The following is a 20,347-nucleotide window of genomic DNA, read 5'->3' as shown; positions in this document are numbered from 1 at the left end:
GTTATATCTTTGCAGTCGTCCAATGAAGGTGAAGTTAACCGCTCCGAAAAGGGAATGCTGTGAAAATCGGCGACAGTACCCGCTGCTGTAATTCTCGTAGAACCGAAACAAGATGCCACTGCAAAGCATTGCGGGAAGGCGTTTCAGGGGAGAGATAAGTCAGAAAACCTGCCTCATGGGACAACTAGTTCTTTTATTCAAAACAATTAAATTTTCAAACAATGAATTACGCTGAGATTTGTATCATCAAAAGAGACGGGAAGCGGGAAGACTTCTCTATCAGTAAAATTAAAAATGCAATCGGCAAAGCATTCCATGCAACCGGAATAGACAATGAAGAGAAACTTATTGCTGATATCACTATGCGGGTAATCAGCAATTTCACCTCTCCTACCATCAGTGTCGAAGAGATTCAAGACCTAGTGGAAAAGGAACTGATGAAGGTACGCCCTGAAGTGGCCAAGAAATATATTATTTACCGCGAATGGAGAAATACGGAGCGTGACCGTAAAACCCAAATGAAACATATCATGGACGGTATTGTGGCTATTGACAAAAACGATGTCAACCTCAGCAATGCCAACATGTCCAGCCATACTCCGGCAGGGCAGATGATGACCTTTGCATCGGAAGTAACCAAAGACTATACATATAAATATCTATTGCCGAAGAAATTTGCCGAGGCGCACCAATTAGGTGATATACATATTCATGACCTGGATTATTATCCGACCAAGACCACCACTTGCATCCAATATGACCTGGAAGACTTGTTCGAACGCGGATTCCGCACCAAGAACGGCAGCATCCGCACCCCCCAGTCTATCCAGAGCTACGCAACATTGGCAACCATCATATTCCAGACTAACCAAAACGAACAGCACGGAGGTCAGGCTATACCGGCTTTCGATTTCTTTATGGCAAAAGGGGTACGCAAGACTCATCTCAAACATCTGCAGACCCTGACGGATTTCTACCGCGAAGTGGAAGGCAAAGAGCCCAATGAGGATGCACTGAAAAAAATAGAAGAGAAAGCATTGGCCATGACCCGCAAAGACACTCATCAGGCAATGGAGGGATTCATCCATAACCTGAATACGATGCACTCCCGTGGCGGAAATCAAGTGGTGTTCAGTTCTATCAATTATGGGACAGACACTTCGGCAGAAGGGCGTATGGTAATAGAAGAACTATTGAAAGCTACAATTGAAGGCCTCGGCAGCCGGGGAGAAGTGCCGGTATTCCCCATCCAGATTTTTAAGATAAAGGATGGCGTTTCTTATTCGGAAGAAGATTACAAAAAGGCAATGGCCAACTTCGACGATGCCATAGCCGGCAACATCCAATTCGAGGCACCTAACTTCGACTTATTTCTAAAGGCTTGCCGCACCACGGCAAAAGCACTCTTCCCGAACTTCATGTTTTTGGATGCCCCTTATAATCAGAATGAGAAATGGGACGCCAATGACCCGAAACGCTATCGCTATGAGCTCGCAACCATGGGATGCCGCACACGCGTATATGAAAATGTAGCCGGAGAGAAAACATCTTTGGGACGCGGAAACCTGTCGTTTACAACGATGAACATGCCCCGATTGGCTATCGAAGCGCGTATCAAAGCAGAAAGCATGGAAGAATCCGGAAAGAAAGAAGCCATCGAACGTACGGCTAAAGAACTGTTTATACAAAGCGTTCACCAAATGGCCGAGCTTATCGCCGAACAACTTTACAGTCGTTACCAATACCAGCGCACCGCCCTGGCACGTCAATTCCCATTTATGATGGGCAACGATGTGTGGAAAGGAGGAGGAAAACTCGCTCCCAACGACCAAGTGGGCGATGTATTGCGACAAGGTACATTAGGCATTGGATTTATCGGCGGACACAATGCAATGATGGCTCTTTACGGTGAAAGTCACGGGCACAGCCAACAAGCATGGGATACACTATACGAAGCTGTATCGGAAATTAACAAAGTGGCTGACGCCTATAAAGCAAAGTACCAACTGAACTTTTCTGTTCTTGCAACTCCGGCCGAAGGGCTTTCCGGACGCTTCACCCGCATGGACAGACGCAAATACGGTAATATCCCCGGCGTAACAGACAATGATTATTACGTAAACTCTTTCCACGTAGACGTAAAAGAGCCCATTACCATTGTTGATAAAATCAAGCGGGAAGCTCCGTTCCATGCCATCACACGCGGCGGCCATATCACCTATGTAGAGTTGGACGGTGAAGCACAGAAAAATATCAAAGCCATTACCAAGATAGTAAAAGTAATGCATGACGAAGGCATCGGCTATGGCTCTATCAACCATCCGGTAGATACTTGTCATGCCTGCGGCTACAAAGGAGTGATTTATGACAAATGTCCGGTTTGCCAAAGCGAAAACATTCTGCGTATGCGCCGCATTACCGGATACCTGACGGGCGACCTCAGCACTTGGAACTCAGCCAAACGCGCAGAGGAACGTGACCGCGTGAAACACGGATAACCTGATATGAATTTGCTATTTACTTACCCCGAAACCATAGTCGACGGTGAAGGCATCCGCTACTCCATTTATTTGGCCGGATGCCGGCACCGCTGTCCGGGATGCCAAAACCCAGAATCATGGGCTCCAGAAGCCGGCACCCCATTGACCCAGGAAAAGATAGAAGCAATCATCTGCGAGATTAATGCCAACCCATTGTTGGACGGCGTTACATTTTCGGGAGGCGACCCCCTCTATTCTCCAAAAGAATTCCGTGCTTTGTCCCAACAAATAAAAGAAGCTACCGGATTAAACATTTGGTGCTACACAGGCTACACGATTGAACAAATAGAAGCCTCACCTTTGTTAAAATCAGCAATAGACTTTATCGATGTATTGGTAGACGGGCGTTTCGAGCAGGATTTATACTCTCCTTACTTAGAATTCAGGGGCAGCAGCAACCAACGTATCATCTGTGTACGATAACACAAAAGAAACCTAAATGGCCCATTTTCTTGATTTATATCATGAAAATGGGCCGTTTTATGTTTTTCGGCATGCGTATGCTTGCTATTTTCAAGAAAAGCCGTACCTTTGCAATGTGGTTGTGAAACTACCAGTTAAGTTAATAATGAATTCTTTTAAGGTATTAAGTAATAAGGTAAAGATTAGAAAAGGTATTAGATTTAGGTAAATAAAAAGAGATTGTTTTAAACAAGGATACTAAAAAAGGTATTAGAGATTAATTTAAGGTTTGAAAGAATTGCAAGTTTTCAGGAATTTAGTTTTATAGGTATTAAAAGAGTTGTTTTTTAAGTAAAAGAGCAGAGGGATAACAACAACGACAACGACGAGAAAGATGAAAAGAACCCCATATTTTATGAGGGGGGTTCTTCAAGACGTGGGCGGGTTCGAAATAAAGAACTATCGCTCTTTTTTTATTTTATCCCCTCTTCCATTTCCTCCTCCTTTCGGGTCAATCCGCCCCCTGTGGGCATGTCAAATCCAAGCAGATAGTTTGCATAATCTAAAAATAAAGAATGGAAGATTCCTGACTCCTCTGAACGCTTTGATTTTGACGTTGAATGATTCTGCAAATGCATTAGTCCCGACTCAAGTCAAAAAGTGTGTGGGCTCCATATTGTGAGAAAATTCCAATATTACAATGTAAAAATACAGATTCTTTCAAGGCATTATAAATGAAGTATATCAGGCGACCACTTGACCTGGTACCGGCATTGTAACTCATAATTCACGCTTATCACCCACAGGGCTTTCAGGTTGATTCACAATCCCTTAACAATCATATTAAAACAAAGGGAAGAGTAAGCCGTGTCATAGGCTCAGCCAAGGCCTTTTAAACGGAAGATTATTACAGACTGCGGCAATGGACTGTACAGTCCACTGTAGCAGACTGTACGGTCCACTGCAACGGACTGTACGGTCCGCTGACGGAGTCTGTAGTAATCCGACGGACAGACAGGCATAACCGAAAGGACGAAAAGGCTTAGCCGGGCTAATGAAACGACCTAGGGAGTTCGAAACGTATGCGGAGATTGAAAACCGGAGGAGACAACATCCGGGGACAGGCGCTTGCTTGACATGCTAAATCCCCCAAGAAAACAAGGTGCCCCTTACATGGCCCTTCTATCGGGACAAAAATAATCCCCCGGCCGTCAGGTTAAACCCAACCACCGGGGGATGTATGAGGAAAGTCTTCGCCCTGTTTAAAACACGAAGCGCATGATGTCATTGAAGTTAGCCCAGATAAGCAATGCAAATAACAAGAACATACCCACCATCTGTGCATATTCCATAAACTTATCACTCGGCTTGCGACGTGCCACTATCTCATAAAGCAAGAACAAAACGTGCCCGCCGTCCAAAGCCGGAATAGGAAGGATGTTCATAAAAGCCAGAATGATAGACAAGAAAGCTGTCATCTCCCAAAAACGATGCCAATCCCATACCGTGGGAAAGATACTTCCAATCGTTCCGAAACCACCTACACTCTTCGCACCTTCCTTGGTGAAGACATATTTCATGTCGTTCACATAACCTTTCAACGTATTCACTCCCAATTTGACTCCTGCCGGGAAGGACTCAAAGAAATTAAACTGACGGGTAGTGACCTTATAATCAAGCGGCGTGGAAATTGCTCTTACCATAAACAAAGAATCCGTACGGACTGCAGCTGTATCACGCACCCCTCCGTGCGAATAAACCAAGGAAAACTCGGCATATTCCGCTCCGCTGGTTTCGGCATCCGAACGGAAGCCTTCCAATTTTTCAGTAAATTCATTCCAGCTGCCGACAGGCATATTATCAACAGCTAAAATGGTGTCTCCTTTCTGCACTCCAGCCATCGCCAACGGACCACCGGCAATCACAGAATCCACCACATTCGGTCGCAATATATCAAGAAACATCGGTTCTTCTTTAGCAATATCCAAAAGGCTGATTTCGGGCATATAGATTTCTTTTTCCTGCCCGTCACGAAGCACAGTCACCGTACGCGCTTCGGCCACACTACGCAACATATCCATACCGAAGCGTTCTAATGGCTGTTCGTCGGCACGCAGCAAGATATCGCCATCGCGGAAGCCGATTTCCTGAGCGCGTTCGTTAAACTTCATACCATAAGTCATATCCTGTAATGAAATATAAGAGTCTCCCCAATGGAACAGAATCATAGAATAAATGAAGATAGCCAAGAGGAAGTTCATCAGCACCCCGCCAATCATAATAAGCAAACGCTGCCATGCCGGTTTGGAACGGAATTCCCACGGTTGTGCCGGTTGCTTCATCTGTTCGGTATCCATAGACTCGTCTATCATACCTGAAATTTTCACATAACCGCCCAAAGGTACCCATCCGATACCATATTCGGTATCACTGTTCTTGGGTTTAAACTTAAACAAAGAGAACCACGGGTCAAAGAATATGTAGAACTTCTCTACTCTTACTTTAAAAAGGCGCGAAAAAAGGAAATGTCCCCCCTCGTGGATAATGACCAGTAACGACAAACTCATTACCAGTTGGAGAGCACGAATTAAAAATGTTTCCATCTAGTTTTATTTATTGTTTTATTATTTACTATTTATAATCAGTTCTTCGGCTATGCAGCGTGCCTCTGCATCGGTTGCCACATAGTCCTCATAAGAAGGTTCCTTGATATAAGCCACTCTTCCCATTGTCTTCTCGATAACATCACTCATGCCCAAGAAAGAAATATTATCTTTCAGGAATGCAGCCACCACCACTTCATTTGCCGCATTAACGATACAGGGCATATTTCCTGCCTGATGCAGAGCCTCATACGCCAAGGCCAAATTGCGGAAGCGTTTGGTATCGGGCTGTTCAAATGTCAAGTCGGTAACTTTGGCAAAGTCCAGACGTTCAAAAGACGACTTCACACGCTCCGGATATGAAAAAGCATACTGAATGGGCAGGCGCATATCAGGCATACCCAGTTGGGCTTTCACTGCGCCATCTTCAAACTGTACCATAGAGTGGATAACCGACTGTGGATGAACCACTACTTCTATTTGTTCCGGACGGACTCCAAAGAGCCATTTCGCTTCAATCACTTCGAAACCTTTGTTCATCATCGAAGCAGAGTCAATGGTTATTTTCGCCCCCATTTCCCAGTTGGGGTGCTTCAGGGCCTGCACTTTAGTCACTTGTTGTAACTGCTCCATCGTATAAGTGCGGAACGGTCCTCCGGAAGCGGTCAATATCACCTTCTCCACCGGAGTATTCATTTCCAGACATTGGAAAATGGCCGAATGCTCTGAATCGACAGGAAGAATCGGTGTCCTGTATTGATTGGCCAATGCATTAATCAGTTCACCGGCCACAACCAAAGTTTCCTTATTGGCCAAAGCGATGGTCTTCCCCGACTTTATGGCGTTCATGGTAGGCCGCAAACCCGCATACCCCACCATCGAAACCAGAACGATGTCAATAGGTTGCGACTCTACTATCTGGCAAAGCGCATCTGCACCGGCATATACCTTGATAGGCAAATCGCTTAATGCCTCTTTCAGTTGGGTATATTTTTCCTCATTGGCTATCACTACTGCTTCCGGCAGAAACTTACGGGCCTGTTCGACGAGCAAGTCTACCCGGTTATTGGCTGTCAAAGCATAAGCTTCGTATAAATCGGGATGTTCCTCTATCACTTGCAAAGCCTGCGTACCGATAGAGCCCGTTGAGCCTAATATAGCTATTTGTTTTTTCATAATCTGTTAAAATACAATGTATTTCGAAGGGTCGACGGCACGCCCTTTGTTCCACAATTCGAAATGAAGATGCGGGCCGGTTGTTTTTTCACCTGTATTGCCTACCAAAGCAATGGCTTCGCCCCCTTTCACCGTATCCCCCTCTTTCTTCAGTAACGAACCGCAATGTTTATACACGGATACAAAATCCTGTCCGTGCTGTATTTGTATCACATAACCCGTCTCTGCCGTATAGGTCGAGAGAATCACCGTTCCGTCTAATGTGGCAAGCACACTTTCATCGGGATTGGCCGCTATGTCTACTCCATAATGTTTGTTATCGGGGTCAAAGTTGGAAGACATCATACCGCGTGTAGGACGATAGAATATCAAGCCCGAAGCTGTGGGGTTATTATTGACAGCCGTCAGGTTATAACGTTCCGATTCTTCATATTGCTTACGGAATTCCTCTTCCTGGCGGGTACGTTCCATCAATGAGTCCGAACGGATAGCTGTCAGCGAATCAATGGATTGCACCGTGTCCACCTGTACCTTTCCGCTAAAGATATCCTGAATATTCATGATATACAACTGCTGCCGTTCCAGCATCTTCTGTAAAGAATCGGCGCGCAAGGCATTGCTTACTATCTGGGCTCGCACCTCACTGTTCATATATCCGGGCAGGTAGTTACGCAGCGGGGTAAAGGCAATAATAATGGCGGCAACCAGAAAGATAACCGTCACGGCAGAAAGCAACCATGACAAACCATTCAGCTTGGAAACGTGGATACCCACCACTTCCTCCAGCGTATTTTCATTGGTAATAGTCAGTTTATACTTAAACTTAATATTATGCCAAAATGCTTTTCTTCTCTTTTTCTTCATTATTACGCGCGCGTACCTTAATATATATTATAGAAGTCCGTCGGGTACATCCACCGTCAGGAGTCTTTTCTTCTTATCCAGTTTGCGAATAAATTCTTCGTGGGCAGGAAGCAGAATTTCCTCTCCATCCTTTTCTATCGCAAAAAGCACATTCATTGTACTGTCATCCACCGCCACAATCTCACCCAAATCGCCATGACGGACATCCTTCACCTTAAATCCGATAAAGAAGTTCCAAGTGGGGATATCGTCCGTTTCATCGTCCTCCTCCACATATTTCTTGGGAAAATAAACTTCCACATTCGTAAACATACGGGCCTTTTCGGATGTATCCACTCCCTCCAGTTTCACCAAAGCGGTAGTGTCGGAGCGGAAACGGTATTCTTCGATAAAGAACGGAACGAAAATGCCATCAAGCAGGCATACCAGATATTCACAATCCACACGGTCGAATATATCGTCCGTAAAGGTAAAAGAAAGTTCTCCCTTTACTCCGTGAGGTTTATTAAAAAGCCCTATCTTAAAAACTTCGTTTTTCTTAATCATAACTTTAAATTCTTGTGATTCGCGCTCCCAAGGCATTCAATCGCTGTTCTATATTCTGATATCCCCGGTCTATCTGTTCTATATTGTGAATGCGACTGATACCGTCGGCACTCATTGCCGCAATCAACAAAGCGATACCCGCACGTATATCAGGCGAAGTCATGTTTCCGCCGCGCAACTGAAAACCACGGTCATGGCCGATAACCACTGCACGGTGAGGGTCACACAATATAATCTGAGCCCCCATATCTATCAGTTTATCTACAAAGAACAATCGGCTTTCGAACATCTTCTGGTGAATCAGCACACTGCCTTTTGCCTGCGTAGCCACTACCAGCATCACACTCAGCAAGTCGGGTGTCAGTCCGGGCCAAGTAGCATCGGCAATCGTCATGATGGAACCGTCGATAAACGACTCTATCTGATAGTGCTCCTGTTCGGGAATAAACAAATCATCCCCACGCTGCTCTACCCTAATACCCAAACGGCGGAAACTCTCGGGAATGATACCCAGGTTTTCATGAGATACATTCTTTATGGTAAGTTCACTGCTGGTCATGGCTGCCATACCAATAAAACTGCCTACTTCAATCATATCAGGCAACACCGTATGACTGCATCCATGCAATGATTCCACTCCCTCGATGGTGAGCAAATTAGAAGCGATGCCCGTTATCTTTGCCCCCATGCAGTTCAGCATACGGCAAAGTTGTTGCACATAAGGTTCACAAGCGGCATTATAGATGGTAGTCTTGCCTTTTGCCAGAACCGCTGCCATCACAATATTGGCAGTACCGGTCACCGAAGCCTCATCCAGCAGCATAGACGCCCCTTTCAGTTCTTTAGCTCCGATAGTAAAAATGCTGCGTTCGTCGTCATAATCAAAGCAGGCCCCCAACTTCTGAATGCCGATAAAGTGAGTATCCAGACGGCGGCGGCCTATCTTATCCCCTCCGGGTTTTGATATCAGTGCTTTGCCGAAACGCGCCACCAACGGGCCAACCAGCATGACCGATCCACGCAAGCTGGAGCACTTTTTCAGAAAGTCATCGCTCTCCAGATAGTTCAAATCCACCGAGTCGGCCTTGAAAGTATAAGAATCAATCCCTGTTTTCGATACCTTGACCCCCATTTCACGCAATAACTGAATCAAGTTATTCACGTCCAGAATGTCGGGAATGTTATTCACTGTAACTTCTTCAGAAGTCAATAATGTGGCACAAAGAATTTGCAGAACCTCATTCTTAGCACCTTGCGGATGAATTTCGCCGTGTAGCTTATGTCCACCTTCTATTACAAACGAAGCCATGATATCGAAGTTTTAAGAATTAATATTTTCTTCTCTGATTATTATTCTGTTGCATTCTGCGCTGTCCGTTGTTTTGCTGTGGCCTGCGCTGAACATACGTGCGTTGTCCGCACAGCTGCAAGTCATCGGGAGACAGGTTGATAGCTCCCTGGGAATATTCACGGAGGTCGTCCAGTATCTTCTGGTCTTCCACACTATCTTTATTCCAGTTGACAAAGCACTTTTTCATTTGATTGGCAATCAATGAAATCAGATGCTTTCTATCTTCCCCTTCGGGATACTCCACCGCTTTTTTCACCATATTCTCCAATATGTGTCCATAATGGCGGTAACGGATGCGTTTCTGCGGATAAGCCAACACCTCCGGTTTCACTTCAAGGCTTTCTTTCTTCACTATTTCGTAAGGATAATCAATATCCAGTTTGAAATCGGACATGATAGCCAAATGGTCCCACAGCTTATGTTTAAAATCGGGCACATCGCGCAGATGCGGAAACATACCGCCCATGATATTAATAATTGTATTGGCGCAACGCTGGCGTTCAGCTTTATTTTCGATGGTAAGAGCATGGTCTACCATGTTCTGCACACTTCTTCCATATTCGGGAAGGGGTAATCTTCGTTGTTGGGTATTATACTCCATGTATATAAATATATGATTTTGATTTATAAATTATAAAAGCTTCTTGGGTTTAGAAGCAACAAACTCTTTCAAATAGAAAGGTTCAAAGTATGCCACATCCTCGAAGTCCTGTTTCGCAATCGCTTTCTCAGCCAATGGGAACATCCATTTTGCCAATGGGTAGATTTCATCGATAAAGTGTGCATTGGGGTGTGTAATCTTCTCACGGCACTTGGCGGCTCCGCTGCCGAAGAAATAAACAGGATGTTCATCCAGGAACTCCAGATAGGAATTCTCATCTACTATGTCGGCCGCTATTTCACGCTTCACTTCCAGTGCACGGTCATAAACGGCGGCATACACTTCCATGCGGCGTGCGTCTATCATCGGACAAAGCAATGCGTCTTCGGGCAAGTCATGATACAACAAGACCGGTACACACAACACCTCCAACGTATGAAGCCCTATGAGTGGCAGATTACGTCCGTAACAAACACCCTTCGCCATAGAGACGCCGATGCGCAGACCGGTGTATGAACCGGGACCGCAACTGACGGCTACTGCATCCAACGGCAGACCGCGGCTGTCCACAAACGATAACGCCTCATCTACAAACACGCCCAACTGAACAGCATGTGAAGGTCCCTTCAAGTCCTCTTTGGAGAACACCGCCAGCCCATCTTCGCTAACGGCAACAGAGCAGGCCTCTGTTGATGTTTCAATATGCAAAATACACGACATAATGCTATACTTATATAATATAATGTGCAAATATACACTTTTATTTATACTTCATTTCCATAAAAACACTACTTTTGCAAAAAAACACATTAGTTATGATACAATCAATGACCGGATACGGCAAAGCAACCGTCGCATTCGGAGATAAAAAAATTAACGTAGAGATTAAATCACTGAATAGCAAGGCTATGGATTTATCAACACGCATTGCACCACTGTACCGCGAAAAGGAAATAGAAATTCGCAACATGATTTCCAAATCACTGGAACGGGGAAAGGTGGATTTCAGTTTATGGATAGAGAAAGAGGTGTCCGATACAGCTGCACAAATCAATATCGGACTGGCACAGAGCTATGACAAACAGATGAGAACCTTAGCCGAAGCACTCGGATACACATACCCGCCGACAGATTACATGTCTACCTTGCTCCGTATGCCGGACATCATGAGCAAAGACGATGCACAGGAACTGTCTGAAGAAGAATGGGAAGCGGTGCGCAAGGTGGTGGAAGAAGCTATCGCTCATCTGGTAGATTTCCGCAAGCAGGAAGGTGCGGCACTCGAAAAGAAATTCAATGAGAAAATCGACAACATCGAACGTTTGTTGAAGTCTATCGAGCCGTATGAAACGGAGCGTGTGACAAAAATCCGTGAGCGCATTACGGAGGCACTCGAAAAGACCATCAACGTGGACTATGACAAGAACCGCCTGGAACAAGAGTTGATTTACTATATTGAGAAACTTGATATCAACGAAGAGAAACAGCGTCTGTCCAACCACCTGAATTATTTCCGCGAGACAATGGCAGGCGGCCACGGACAAGGCAAAAAGCTCGGTTTCATCGCCCAAGAAATGGGACGTGAAATAAATACCACGGGCAGCAAGTCCAACCATGCAGAGATGCAGAACATCGTAGTGCAGATGAAGGACGAGTTGGAACAAATCAAAGAACAAGTATTAAACGTTATGTAAATGAAAAAAGGTAAGCTTATCATATTTTCAGCCCCTTCCGGTTCCGGCAAATCGACGATTATCAATTATTTGCTGACACAGGACCTGAATCTGGCATTTTCTATCTCTGCCACCAGCCGTCCGCCCCGCGGCACAGAGCAGCACGGAGTGGAGTACTTTTTCCTCACCCCCGAAGAGTTCAAGCAGCGCATTGCCAACAATGAGTTTCTGGAATACGAAGAAGTGTACGAGAACCGTTTTTACGGCACACTGAAAGCGCAGGTGGAGAAGCAGTTGGAAGCCGGACAAAATGTGGTTTTCGATGTAGATGTAGTAGGCGGTTGCAACATTAAAAAGTTTTACGGTGAACAGGCTTTATCACTTTTCATCCAACCTCCCGGCATAGAAGAACTTCGCAACAGACTGGTAGACCGGGGGACAGACGCACCGGAAGTGATTGAAAGCCGCATTGCCAAAGCAGAGTTTGAATTGAGCTTTGCCGACAAGTTTGATGTGGTAATCGTAAACGACGAGTTGGAGAAAGCCAAAGCGGAGACCTTGAAAGTAATTCAAGACTTTATTGCAAAATAAACAGATGATAATCAAAGACCCCAAAAGATTAGCCCTACGGATGATAATACTCTGTGTCATTATCGGGCTGACCGCCTTGGCGGTGGCTGTAATGGCCATCTCCATGCAGAAATATATCATTGCCGGCATTATGGTTATCGTTGCCATCATACAGATTTGGAACTTTAAAGTATGGCAAAAGAGAACAAAATAAGAACAGGAATATTCGGCGGTTCATTCAATCCTATTCACATCGGGCATTTAGCTTTGGCCAATTACCTTTGTGAATATGGTGAACTGGACGAAATATGGTTTCTGGTTTCTCCACACAATCCTTTAAAGGAGCAAACGGATTTATGGGATGACAGTCTGCGGCTGGAGTTAGTGCAACTTGCCATCGCAGATTATCCCAAATTCCGCGCTTCTGATTTTGAGTTCCATCTTCCCCGCCCTTCTTATATGATACATACGCTCGATGCTTTGCAGTCCGCCCATCCCGAGCGTGAGTTTACGCTTATTATCGGGGCTGACAATTGGGCTATCTTTCCGCGTTGGTATCACTCCGACGAAATAGTACAACGCCATCGGATTATGATTTATCCGCGCCCCGGATACACGATTGATTCCTCCCTGCTTCCTCCCTCGGTACAGCTGGTCGATACTCCTTTATTGGAAATAAGTTCTACTTTTATCCGCCGGGCTTTGACGGAAGGGAAAGATGTAAGGTATTTCCTGCATCCGGCGGTCAATGAACGGATTACGAACCATCAAAAACCTCAAGAGAACTTTCTAAAACAGTAGTGACAGTTTCTTCAAACTGTAGTAACAACTTTCGCAAACAATGGGCATTGTTTGGGGTTACCCTCCCCACCTATTCTTCGGATGACCTAAATGCTCGAAAACCAATCCTTGAATTCTTGCACTCTGGCTTTGCTTACCAACACCCTCTCTTCCGAAACGTTGCAACGCAGATTGAGAGACAGACGATTGTTAAACCATAAATCAATATCCTTTATTGCCTCACGCGAAACAAGAAACTGACGGTTCACCCGAAAGAATAAAGAAGGATTGACACACTCCGCCACTTCATCCAGCGTTTGGGGAAAATTGTACTCCTTGCCGTCCGCCAACACCACTTTCACCTTACAGTCCTGAATATAGAATAGCAGAATCATATCAATGGATATGGGCAGCAATTTATCACCCTTTATCGGAACAAGGAAATGGGTTTTATAACTTTCCTGTCTTTTCAACGAACGGATTAACTGCAACAAGGAACTCTCTCCGGTTGCACTTCCATGTTCGGGGGTATGCAGATGTTCCAACTTATGGAGAGCTTGCTCCACATCGTTTTTACCGATAGGTTTCAACAAGTAATCCACACTGTTTACTTTAAAAGCACGTAGCGCATATTCGTCATACGCTGTGGTAAAGATGATGGGACAAGTAATCTCGATACGGTCGAATATCTCGAAAGCCGAACCATCGGCCAAATGGATGTCCATAAACAGTAAGTCGGGCATGGGGTGAGTATGAAACCAGTCCAATGACGATGCAATACTGTCGAGCGAAGTCTCCACCTCTATCCCGGGATTCACCTCCTGCAGCAGTGCTTTCAGGTTTCGGACTGCCGCTTTTTCGTCTTCGATAATGATAGCTCTCATAAAGCATTCGGAATTAAGGGAATACGCACTGTGAAATATTCATTCTCCGTGATTTGTATTTCGCATTTATAAAGCAGATGATAGCGTTTTGCCAGATTAGCCAGCCCGACACCTGTTCCGGCAGTGGCGGTCAGTTTGGGCTGCACCGGATTGGTAACGACTAATTCCTCTCCTTCGGTATATACATGAATGGCCAAAGGACGACGGTCGCTTATCTCGTTATGCTTCACGGCATTTTCTATCAGCATTTGCACCGCCATGGGAGGGAGCCGGTGATTATCATATTGTCTGTCGATACGGATATCGAAAGAAAGATTGTCTTCAAAACGCATTTTCAACAAGAAGATATAAGCGGAAACAAACTCCATTTCATCTCTCAGACTTACACTCTTCGATTCATTGCCCTGCAGTGTATAACGCAGGACACGGGAAAGTTCCTGGATATATTCCTGTGCTTTGTTCTGATCCTCACGCACCAGCGAACGAAGCGTGTTGAGTGAGTTGAAGAGCATGTGCGGATTCAACTGGTTCTTCAGAACTTCGTATTGATTGAGGATATTCTCTGCCTGCAACTGTTGGTTCTCGACCACTACTTCTTGTTGGCGGCGAATGAGATAAGCAATATAGCAACTGCCCGACACTGTACAGGTCATCATGAAATCGCGCAACGGATGAAGATAGTGATGCACCATGGCATCGATGGCAGGAATATCGAACGTGTGATGCAGAAAGACAAAGCATTTGCCCAACAGACTGCTCAGTATCCAAGTAAGTACAAGCGAAAAAAGCATTTTCTGCCATGTAATCTTTATCGCCGGCTGGTTAAAGTGGAAAAGCAATGTATTTACTTCAAACAGAATAATGAGGGAGATGAAAGTGAAACACACTTCACTCGCCACATCAATGGGTTCCATTTCCGGGAACAGCGTTGCCCCTTCAAGAATATCAAGAAGGGAAACCAACTCCGGGAAGTGGATAAGGACTGCCACGGAGACGGACACCACAATTATAAATAATGTATAGCGATTCTTCATTCTTTCTGCCTTTATACTGCAAAGATACAAGTTAATTCATTCATTTCATAATCCTTGCCGTCACATACATACCCGGCCGGAACTGACTGTTCACCGTATCTACCCGCGCATAGACTTCCACCGAACGCGTATCCTCGTCCACTTTCTGACCGATAGAAATCAAAGTGGCTTTAAAGACTGTCTTTCCCATGCCGTTGACACGGAACTGGACGGGACTTCCGATTTTCATATCCGCCAAATCTTTCTCATAAGTAGTCAGCCTCAACAGCGTATGGCTCTTATCGACTATCTCGCACAGAGCATCGCCGGCATTCATATACTTGCCCACATTCATTTCCACATCTGCCACATAGCCGGCAATGGGAGCCTTGACTTGTAGATAAGGACGGATACCGCCATCCAACAACGTTGAGGGGCTCACACCCAATAATTCCAACTGGGCCGCAGCAGCTTCCATCCGGCTCTTCATAGACAAATAATCGGCCTTACTCTGTTGAAACTTCTTTTGAGAAGCCGCTTGTTCGGCCGAAAGAGCTTTCTGACGGCGGTATTCGGCTTCCAGATACTCAGTCTGGGCATGACTGTCCAAATAAGTCTGCTGTAAGGCTATGAATTCCGGGTTCTCCAAAGTGGCGAGAACTGTCCCCTTACCCACCGACTCACCCGGCAATAAAGAAGTGCTTTTCACTACTCCGCCCATTGTAAGCGAAACCGTGGCCATGCGTTGCGGAGGAATAACCATCGTGCCGTTGAAGGAGACTTGATTGGGCTTGGAAGTGGCAGAAGTGACCGCATCCACCTGCACAGTGTCGGGCACCACTTCATCGGCAGTTACCACCGTGGTAAGCGTTTCTTCCACTTGCCGGGATTCATTGTTTGAACTACATGCCGCCAGCAAAACCAGCATGATGGGAAATGTTATCTTTTTCATTGTTATCTCTTATTTAAATAGTTCGTATTCCAAAGCTGCTATATTATATTGATAGACCGTTTCAATATATCCGCGACGAATGTCCCGCGCCACATTGACGGCCTGAATAAATTCCGTGATATCCGTTTCGCTGTGGCGGAGCTGCAAGCTTGCCACTTTCATCAGTTCATCCGCCTCCTTTAAAGCAGAAGAAGTATAATAACGGAGACTCTCGGACTGGCGGCGCAGGTTAGCTATCGCCTCAGATACCTTATTATATAGGTTACGCGTATTTGCCTCCGCCTCCGTCCGGGCAATGAAAGCAGCCGCCTTTGCCTGCTTCACCTTGCTGTGATGAGGTAAAAAATAAATGGGAAACGACACACCGACCATCCATGAGTTCAACCCCTTCAAAGGCAAGATATCCTGACGCACATATCCCAAAGAAAGTTCGGGGAAGAAACGGCTGCGCTCTATATTGAGTTGTGCTTTCGCTTCACCTGCCTGACTCTGAAAATATCTCAAATGCGCCTCCGAGTAAGTCGGAGCCTCAATATCTGCCGGGAATTGTACCAAAGCGGTATCTGCCGGCACAATGGACGAATCGGCATAACATGCCCAATTCAAACGTGCCAAAGCCAACTTTTCTTCTTCCTGAGACTGAAAAAGCCGGTTCTTTAAATCGGCAGCCATCGTGGTGGCCATATTCTTTTCCAGCAACGTAATTTCGCCCTGTTGATAACGCAACTCGCCGATGCGCTGCAACTGTTCAGCCCATTTATTCTGGTCATTGTACAAGGAACGAAGATTATAGGCATAAAGATAATAGGCCCACGCACGCTTCACTTCAGCCACTACTTCCTTCTCTACAATCCGGCGATAAAAAGTGCCTGTCGCTATTTGTCGGTTGACTAATACATTCTTATAAAAGGGTGTCAGCAATGAACCCAGATTCTGACTTACCTCCCACTGCTTGTCTTTTTTAATCTCTCCATTCAGTTGTCCCCAAGAATAACTGAACTCGGTAGGAGCCAGTTCCAGCACTTCGCCCCTCCCTGCCTTGGCCTGACGGACAGCCGCGGCAGCCGTCTTCAACCGGGGATGATTCTGCTTAGCCAATTCGATGGCTTGCTCCAAAGTGACCACTTGCTGCGCTCTCATCGGAATGGGAAGCAGAGCCAGTAACAGCAGGAAAAAGAAAAACTTCTTGCCGGCACAAGCGCGTTTCCAGGCGGCGGCACTTCCTACAATCTTATAAAAGACCGGAATGACAAGCAACGTCAATACCGTAGAGACAATCAGCCCGCCAATGACAACCGTCGCCAACGGCCGCTGTACTTCCGCACCGGCCGAAGTAGCAACCGCCATCGGTACAAAACCCAACGAAGCCACCAAGCCCGTCAGAAAAACAGGTCTCAGCAAATGAGGCGTGCCCCGAGCAATGACTCTGTTGGTAGATAAAGGATACATGGTCTGTTTGTGTATATCATTAAAATGGTTAATCATCAATATACCATTCAGCACGGCAACACCGAACAAGGCAATAAAGCCCACTCCTGCCGAAATGCTGAAAGGCAGTCCGCGTAGCCACAAGGCCAATATGCCGCCAATCAACGAAAGAGGAACCGTAGAAAAGACCACCAGCGTATAAGTTACACTCTTGAAAGCAAAGAACAAAAGCAGCAGGATAAGCATTAATGCCACCGGAACCACTATTAACAGGGTGTTAATAGCATTCTGCAAGTTCTCAAACTGTCCGCCATAATCAAAATAATATCCCGGCTTCAACTTGATATTCCGGTCCAACGTCTTTTGTATCTCCTGCACCACCTGCTGGATATCAGCACCGCGCACATTGACCCCGATGACAATACGTCGTTTGGTCGCATCCCTGTTTATCTGTAACGGCCCGTTTACCAAATCGATGGTAGCCACTTCACTGACCGGTATCTGGATGCCCTCACCCGAACGCACAAACAGTTTATCCAAGTTCAAATCAGCCACCTTCTCCTGATCCAGCCGGACAACCAAGTCAAAACGCCTCTCATTTTCAAATACCACCCCACTCGCTTCTCCGGCATACGCCGTACGGATAATGGTATTCAGTTCTTCTATATTGATGCCGTAACGGGCTATCTTTCCGCGATTATACTTCACAACCAACTGCGGAAGTCCCATTGTTTGCTCCACAATGACATCAGACGCTCCGGGCACTTGTTCCACATACTTCGCCGCTTCCTTGGCCTTCTCATAAAGTTCATGTGTATCCTCGCCATACAGTTTCACTGCAATATCAGCCTTCGCCCCCGTCATCAATTCATTGAAACGAAGTTGGATGGGTTGTGAGAAATTAAATTCGGCCCGTTCTGACAAAGGTTCCAACGCCTCCTTCATCTTTTCCACCATCTCGGCACGGCTCGAAGCACTTGTCCATTCCTTGAACGGCTTCATGATAATCATCACATCGGCATCTTCAACCGCCATCGGGTCGGTAGGCACTTCGGCCGTACCAATCTTTGCCACCACATGTTTTATTTCGGGAAACTTTTCCTTCAAAACTTTCTCTGCCTCATCGGATACGGTAATACTTTCGCTCAACGAGCTGCCTGCTGGCAAGGTCATCTGCATCGCAAAATCCCCTTCATCCAAAGTAGGAATGAATTCCGCCCCCAACCGGGTAAACAGGAACAATGAAAAAGCCAATGCCGCAAAAGCAGCCGCCACCGTCCCCCATTTAAACTTCAGACAAACATGCAAAGCCCGGGAATAGAGCTTATTCAGCCTCTCAAAGAAACGGTCGGCAAAAGTCGATTTCGTTACAATATGATGTTTCAGAAACAAAGAAGCCATCATAGGCACATAAGTAAGCGACAGCAACAATGCACCGATAATACAGAATACCAATGTCTTAGCCATCGGAGTGAAATATTTGCCCTCGATACCGGTCAGCGTCAATAAAGGGAAGAATACGATAAGGATGATAAACACGGCAAAAGTAGCCGAACGCACTACACCCGAGGCCCCCCTCTCCACCTCTGTATCCATTTCTTCGGCGGACAAGGTACGCCCACGGAACTTCCGTCCGTATAGATGGGCCAAGATACCTTCGAGTATCACAATGGAGCCGTCGACAACAATACCAAAGTCTATCGCTCCCAGACTCATCAGATTGGCAGAGACATTGAACAGCCGCATCATAATAAAGGCAAACAGCATGGCCAACGGAATGACAGAAGCGACAATAAGCCCCGCACGCACATTGCCCAAGAATATAATCAGTACGATAAATACGATAATAGCCCCCTCTATCAGATTATGTATGACAGTCGAGATATTTCGATTGACCAAAGCCGAACGGTTCAAATAAGGTTCAATACTGACACCTTCCGGCAATATCTTCTGTATTTTCTCCACCCTTTTCTCCAACTCTCCGGTCACTACATTGGCATTGGCCCCTTTAAGCATCATGGCAATGCCGCCCACACACTCTCCTTCACCGTCCATCGTCATGGCACCGAAGCGCTTGGGCGCGCCAAACCGCACTGCTCCGATATCACTTATATGAATGGGAATCCCGTTACGGTTGGCTACGACTACCTGTTCAATATCCTTAATACGGTTTATCATACCCTCGGAACGAATATAATAAGCACGGTTCACCTTTTCTATATAGCTGCCTCCGGTGTTCTGATTATTCTTGTTCAGAGCTTCAAAAACCTCTCCGATTGTGATATTCAAAGAGAAAAGGACATCCGGGTCTACCGCTACCTCATATTGTTTCAGATAGCCGCCGAAACTATTGATTTCCACAATGCCCGGAATGCCGGACAATTGCCGCTTCACAATCCAATCCTGAATGGTGCGAAGCTCCATCGCATCATACTTGTCTTCATATCCCGGAGCCACTTTCAGCACATACTGATAAATTTCGCCAAGCCCCGTAGTAATGGGCATCAGCTCGGGTGCACCCAGTTCGGATGGAATCTCTCCCGACACAGTCTGTATCTGTTCATTGACCAACTGCCGGGCATCCAGTGTAGGCACATTTTCTTTAAAGACGACCGTAACCACAGAAAGTCCGAAACGCGATACAGAACGGATTTCCGTCACATTCATAATGTTACTCATGGCAATTTCCACGGGCATCGTGATGAGTTGCTCCACTTCCTGAGGTGCCAAAGTGGGCGACACCGTCACTATCTGCACCTGATTATTGGTAATATCGGGCACTGCATCTATGGGAAGCGTCAACATGGAATAAATTCCACCAATCAGAAGAAACAAAGTGGTCAGCCCCACAAAGAGTTTCTTTTTTACTGAGAATCGAAGGATAGCGTTGAACATGTTTTATACTTTTTATTGGGAGACAAATGTAATCGATTCTCCCATTTCCTCCAGATGAGCCGCCTTGAA

General features: G+C 45.9%; 17 protein-coding genes, 1 pseudogene and 1 riboswitch. Of the genes and pseudogenes, 6 read left to right on the top strand and 12 right to left on the bottom strand.

Going from position 1 to position 20,347, the window contains the following annotated elements:
* Positions 1 to 9 precede the first annotated feature (9 nt).
* A riboswitch (cobalamin riboswitch) is annotated at positions 10 to 189 on the top strand.
* A gap of 32 nt (positions 190 to 221) precedes the next feature.
* Together IR173_RS12465 and nrdG are read left to right on the top strand one after the other, a co-directional pair.
* Entirely contained in the window at positions 222 to 2,498 is a 2,277-nt protein-coding gene (locus tag IR173_RS12465; protein ID WP_237039927.1) for an anaerobic ribonucleoside triphosphate reductase, read from the top strand.
* Positions 2,499 to 2,504: 6 nt separating this feature from the next.
* Positions 2,505 to 2,963 carry an anaerobic ribonucleoside-triphosphate reductase activating protein gene (nrdG, locus tag IR173_RS12460; RefSeq protein WP_237039926.1) on the top strand — a complete coding sequence of 153 codons (459 nt, stop codon included), beginning with the start codon at positions 2,505 to 2,507 and terminating at the stop codon, positions 2,961 to 2,963.
* Positions 2,964 to 3,476: 513 nt separating this feature from the next.
* On the opposite strand, the pseudogene IR173_RS12455 reads toward nrdG, so the two are convergent.
* From IR173_RS12455 to tsaB, 8 genes and pseudogenes are all read right to left on the bottom strand, one after another.
* Positions 3,477 to 3,584 (bottom strand): annotated as a pseudogene (locus IR173_RS12455) (ISAon1 family transposase); the annotation flags it as partial.
* 620 nt (positions 3,585 to 4,204) lie between these two features.
* Positions 4,205 to 5,545 carry an RIP metalloprotease RseP gene (rseP, locus tag IR173_RS12450; protein WP_237039925.1) on the bottom strand — a complete coding sequence of 447 codons (1,341 nt, stop codon included), beginning with the start codon at positions 5,543 to 5,545 and terminating at the stop codon, positions 4,205 to 4,207.
* Positions 5,546 to 5,566: 21 nt separating this feature from the next.
* Positions 5,567 to 6,721, bottom strand: a complete 1,155-nt coding sequence (locus IR173_RS12445) for a 1-deoxy-D-xylulose-5-phosphate reductoisomerase (RefSeq protein ID WP_237039924.1) — start codon at positions 6,719 to 6,721, stop codon at positions 5,567 to 5,569.
* Between the two features lie 6 nt (positions 6,722 to 6,727).
* The gene (locus tag IR173_RS12440; protein ID WP_237039923.1) at positions 6,728 to 7,585 is read right to left on the bottom strand and encodes a M23 family metallopeptidase; all 858 of its coding nucleotides are present in this window, start codon (positions 7,583 to 7,585) and stop codon (positions 6,728 to 6,730) included.
* A 27-nt stretch (positions 7,586 to 7,612) separates the two neighbouring features.
* On the bottom strand, positions 7,613 to 8,131 hold the full coding sequence (gene rimM, locus IR173_RS12435; RefSeq protein WP_237039922.1) for a ribosome maturation factor RimM: 519 nt from the start codon (positions 8,129 to 8,131) through the stop codon (positions 7,613 to 7,615).
* 4 nt (positions 8,132 to 8,135) lie between these two features.
* Positions 8,136 to 9,440 (bottom strand): UDP-N-acetylglucosamine 1-carboxyvinyltransferase, encoded by a 1,305-nt coding sequence (gene murA / locus IR173_RS12430; protein WP_237039921.1) that lies wholly within the window; start codon positions 9,438 to 9,440, stop codon positions 8,136 to 8,138.
* A 19-nt stretch (positions 9,441 to 9,459) separates the two neighbouring features.
* The gene (locus IR173_RS12425; protein WP_237039920.1) at positions 9,460 to 10,083 is read right to left on the bottom strand and encodes a DUF4290 domain-containing protein; all 624 of its coding nucleotides are present in this window, start codon (positions 10,081 to 10,083) and stop codon (positions 9,460 to 9,462) included.
* Positions 10,084 to 10,113: 30 nt separating this feature from the next.
* Entirely contained in the window at positions 10,114 to 10,803 is a 690-nt protein-coding gene (tsaB, locus tag IR173_RS12420) for a tRNA (adenosine(37)-N6)-threonylcarbamoyltransferase complex dimerization subunit type 1 TsaB (protein WP_237039919.1), read from the bottom strand.
* 95 nt (positions 10,804 to 10,898) lie between these two features.
* Here tsaB and IR173_RS12415 point away from each other — a divergent pair, with 95 nt between their 5' ends.
* From IR173_RS12415 to nadD, 4 genes are read left to right on the top strand one after another with little or no spacing between them, the layout of a single operon-like run.
* A complete protein-coding gene (locus tag IR173_RS12415) occupies positions 10,899 to 11,777 on the top strand; it encodes a YicC/YloC family endoribonuclease (protein WP_237039918.1) in 879 nt (292 codons plus the stop codon).
* A complete protein-coding gene (gmk, locus tag IR173_RS12410; RefSeq protein WP_237039917.1) occupies positions 11,778 to 12,347 on the top strand; it encodes a guanylate kinase in 570 nt (189 codons plus the stop codon).
* 40 nt (positions 12,348 to 12,387) lie between these two features.
* Entirely contained in the window at positions 12,388 to 12,540 is a 153-nt protein-coding gene (locus tag IR173_RS12405; protein ID WP_237039916.1) for a hypothetical protein, read from the top strand.
* The gene (gene nadD / locus IR173_RS12400; RefSeq protein WP_237039915.1) at positions 12,519 to 13,127 is read left to right on the top strand and encodes a nicotinate (nicotinamide) nucleotide adenylyltransferase; all 609 of its coding nucleotides are present in this window, start codon (positions 12,519 to 12,521) and stop codon (positions 13,125 to 13,127) included. Before IR173_RS12405 ends, nadD begins: the two co-directional genes overlap by 22 nt.
* 86 nt (positions 13,128 to 13,213) lie before the next feature.
* Here nadD and IR173_RS12395 read toward each other — a convergent pair whose 3' ends face one another.
* The 4 genes from IR173_RS12395 to IR173_RS12380 are packed head-to-tail and all read right to left on the bottom strand — an operon-like array spanning position 13,214 to position 20,278.
* Positions 13,214 to 13,990 (bottom strand): LytR/AlgR family response regulator transcription factor, encoded by a 777-nt coding sequence (locus IR173_RS12395; RefSeq protein ID WP_237039914.1) that lies wholly within the window; start codon positions 13,988 to 13,990, stop codon positions 13,214 to 13,216.
* Complete coding sequence (locus tag IR173_RS12390; protein WP_237039913.1) at positions 13,987 to 15,024, bottom strand: sensor histidine kinase; 1,038 nt, start codon at positions 15,022 to 15,024, stop codon at positions 13,987 to 13,989. Before IR173_RS12390 ends, IR173_RS12395 begins: the two co-directional genes overlap by 4 nt.
* 40 nt (positions 15,025 to 15,064) lie before the next feature.
* On the bottom strand, positions 15,065 to 15,955 hold the full coding sequence (locus IR173_RS12385; protein ID WP_237039912.1) for an efflux RND transporter periplasmic adaptor subunit: 891 nt from the start codon (positions 15,953 to 15,955) through the stop codon (positions 15,065 to 15,067).
* Positions 15,956 to 15,964: 9 nt separating this feature from the next.
* Positions 15,965 to 20,278, bottom strand: a complete 4,314-nt coding sequence (locus tag IR173_RS12380) for a CusA/CzcA family heavy metal efflux RND transporter (RefSeq protein ID WP_237039911.1) — start codon at positions 20,276 to 20,278, stop codon at positions 15,965 to 15,967.
* Positions 20,279 to 20,347: the final 69 nt, after the last annotated feature.

Origin of the sequence: Phocaeicola faecalis (assembly GCF_021730445.1) — a bacterium.
Lineage (GTDB): Bacteria > Bacteroidota > Bacteroidia > Bacteroidales > Bacteroidaceae > Phocaeicola > Phocaeicola faecalis.
The sequence above is the reverse complement of the archived record's forward strand: the minus strand, read 5'-3'. Positions and strand labels throughout refer to the sequence as shown.

Coding starts and splice junctions, on each gene's coding strand:
- nadD (WP_237039915.1), top strand. CDS start 12,519: ATGGCAAAAGAGAACAAAATAAGAACAGGAATATTCGGCGGTTCATTC.
- IR173_RS12415 (WP_237039918.1), top strand. CDS start 10,899: ATGATACAATCAATGACCGGATACGGCAAAGCAACCGTCGCATTCGGA.
- murA (WP_237039921.1), bottom strand. CDS start 9,440: ATGGCTTCGTTTGTAATAGAAGGTGGACATAAGCTACACGGCGAAATT.
- IR173_RS12380 (WP_237039911.1), bottom strand. CDS start 20,278: ATGTTCAACGCTATCCTTCGATTCTCAGTAAAAAAGAAACTCTTTGTG.
- IR173_RS12465 (WP_237039927.1), top strand. CDS start 222: ATGAATTACGCTGAGATTTGTATCATCAAAAGAGACGGGAAGCGGGAA.
- tsaB (WP_237039919.1), bottom strand. CDS start 10,803: ATGTCGTGTATTTTGCATATTGAAACATCAACAGAGGCCTGCTCTGTT.
- gmk (WP_237039917.1), top strand. CDS start 11,778: ATGAAAAAAGGTAAGCTTATCATATTTTCAGCCCCTTCCGGTTCCGGC.
- IR173_RS12395 (WP_237039914.1), bottom strand. CDS start 13,990: ATGAGAGCTATCATTATCGAAGACGAAAAAGCGGCAGTCCGAAACCTG.
- rimM (WP_237039922.1), bottom strand. CDS start 8,131: ATGATTAAGAAAAACGAAGTTTTTAAGATAGGGCTTTTTAATAAACCT.
- IR173_RS12405 (WP_237039916.1), top strand. CDS start 12,388: ATGATAATACTCTGTGTCATTATCGGGCTGACCGCCTTGGCGGTGGCT.
- IR173_RS12445 (WP_237039924.1), bottom strand. CDS start 6,721: ATGAAAAAACAAATAGCTATATTAGGCTCAACGGGCTCTATCGGTACG.
- nrdG (WP_237039926.1), top strand. CDS start 2,505: ATGAATTTGCTATTTACTTACCCCGAAACCATAGTCGACGGTGAAGGC.
- rseP (WP_237039925.1), bottom strand. CDS start 5,545: ATGGAAACATTTTTAATTCGTGCTCTCCAACTGGTAATGAGTTTGTCG.
- IR173_RS12440 (WP_237039923.1), bottom strand. CDS start 7,585: ATGAAGAAAAAGAGAAGAAAAGCATTTTGGCATAATATTAAGTTTAAG.
- IR173_RS12425 (WP_237039920.1), bottom strand. CDS start 10,083: ATGGAGTATAATACCCAACAACGAAGATTACCCCTTCCCGAATATGGA.
- IR173_RS12385 (WP_237039912.1), bottom strand. CDS start 15,955: ATGAAAAAGATAACATTTCCCATCATGCTGGTTTTGCTGGCGGCATGT.
- IR173_RS12390 (WP_237039913.1), bottom strand. CDS start 15,024: ATGAAGAATCGCTATACATTATTTATAATTGTGGTGTCCGTCTCCGTG.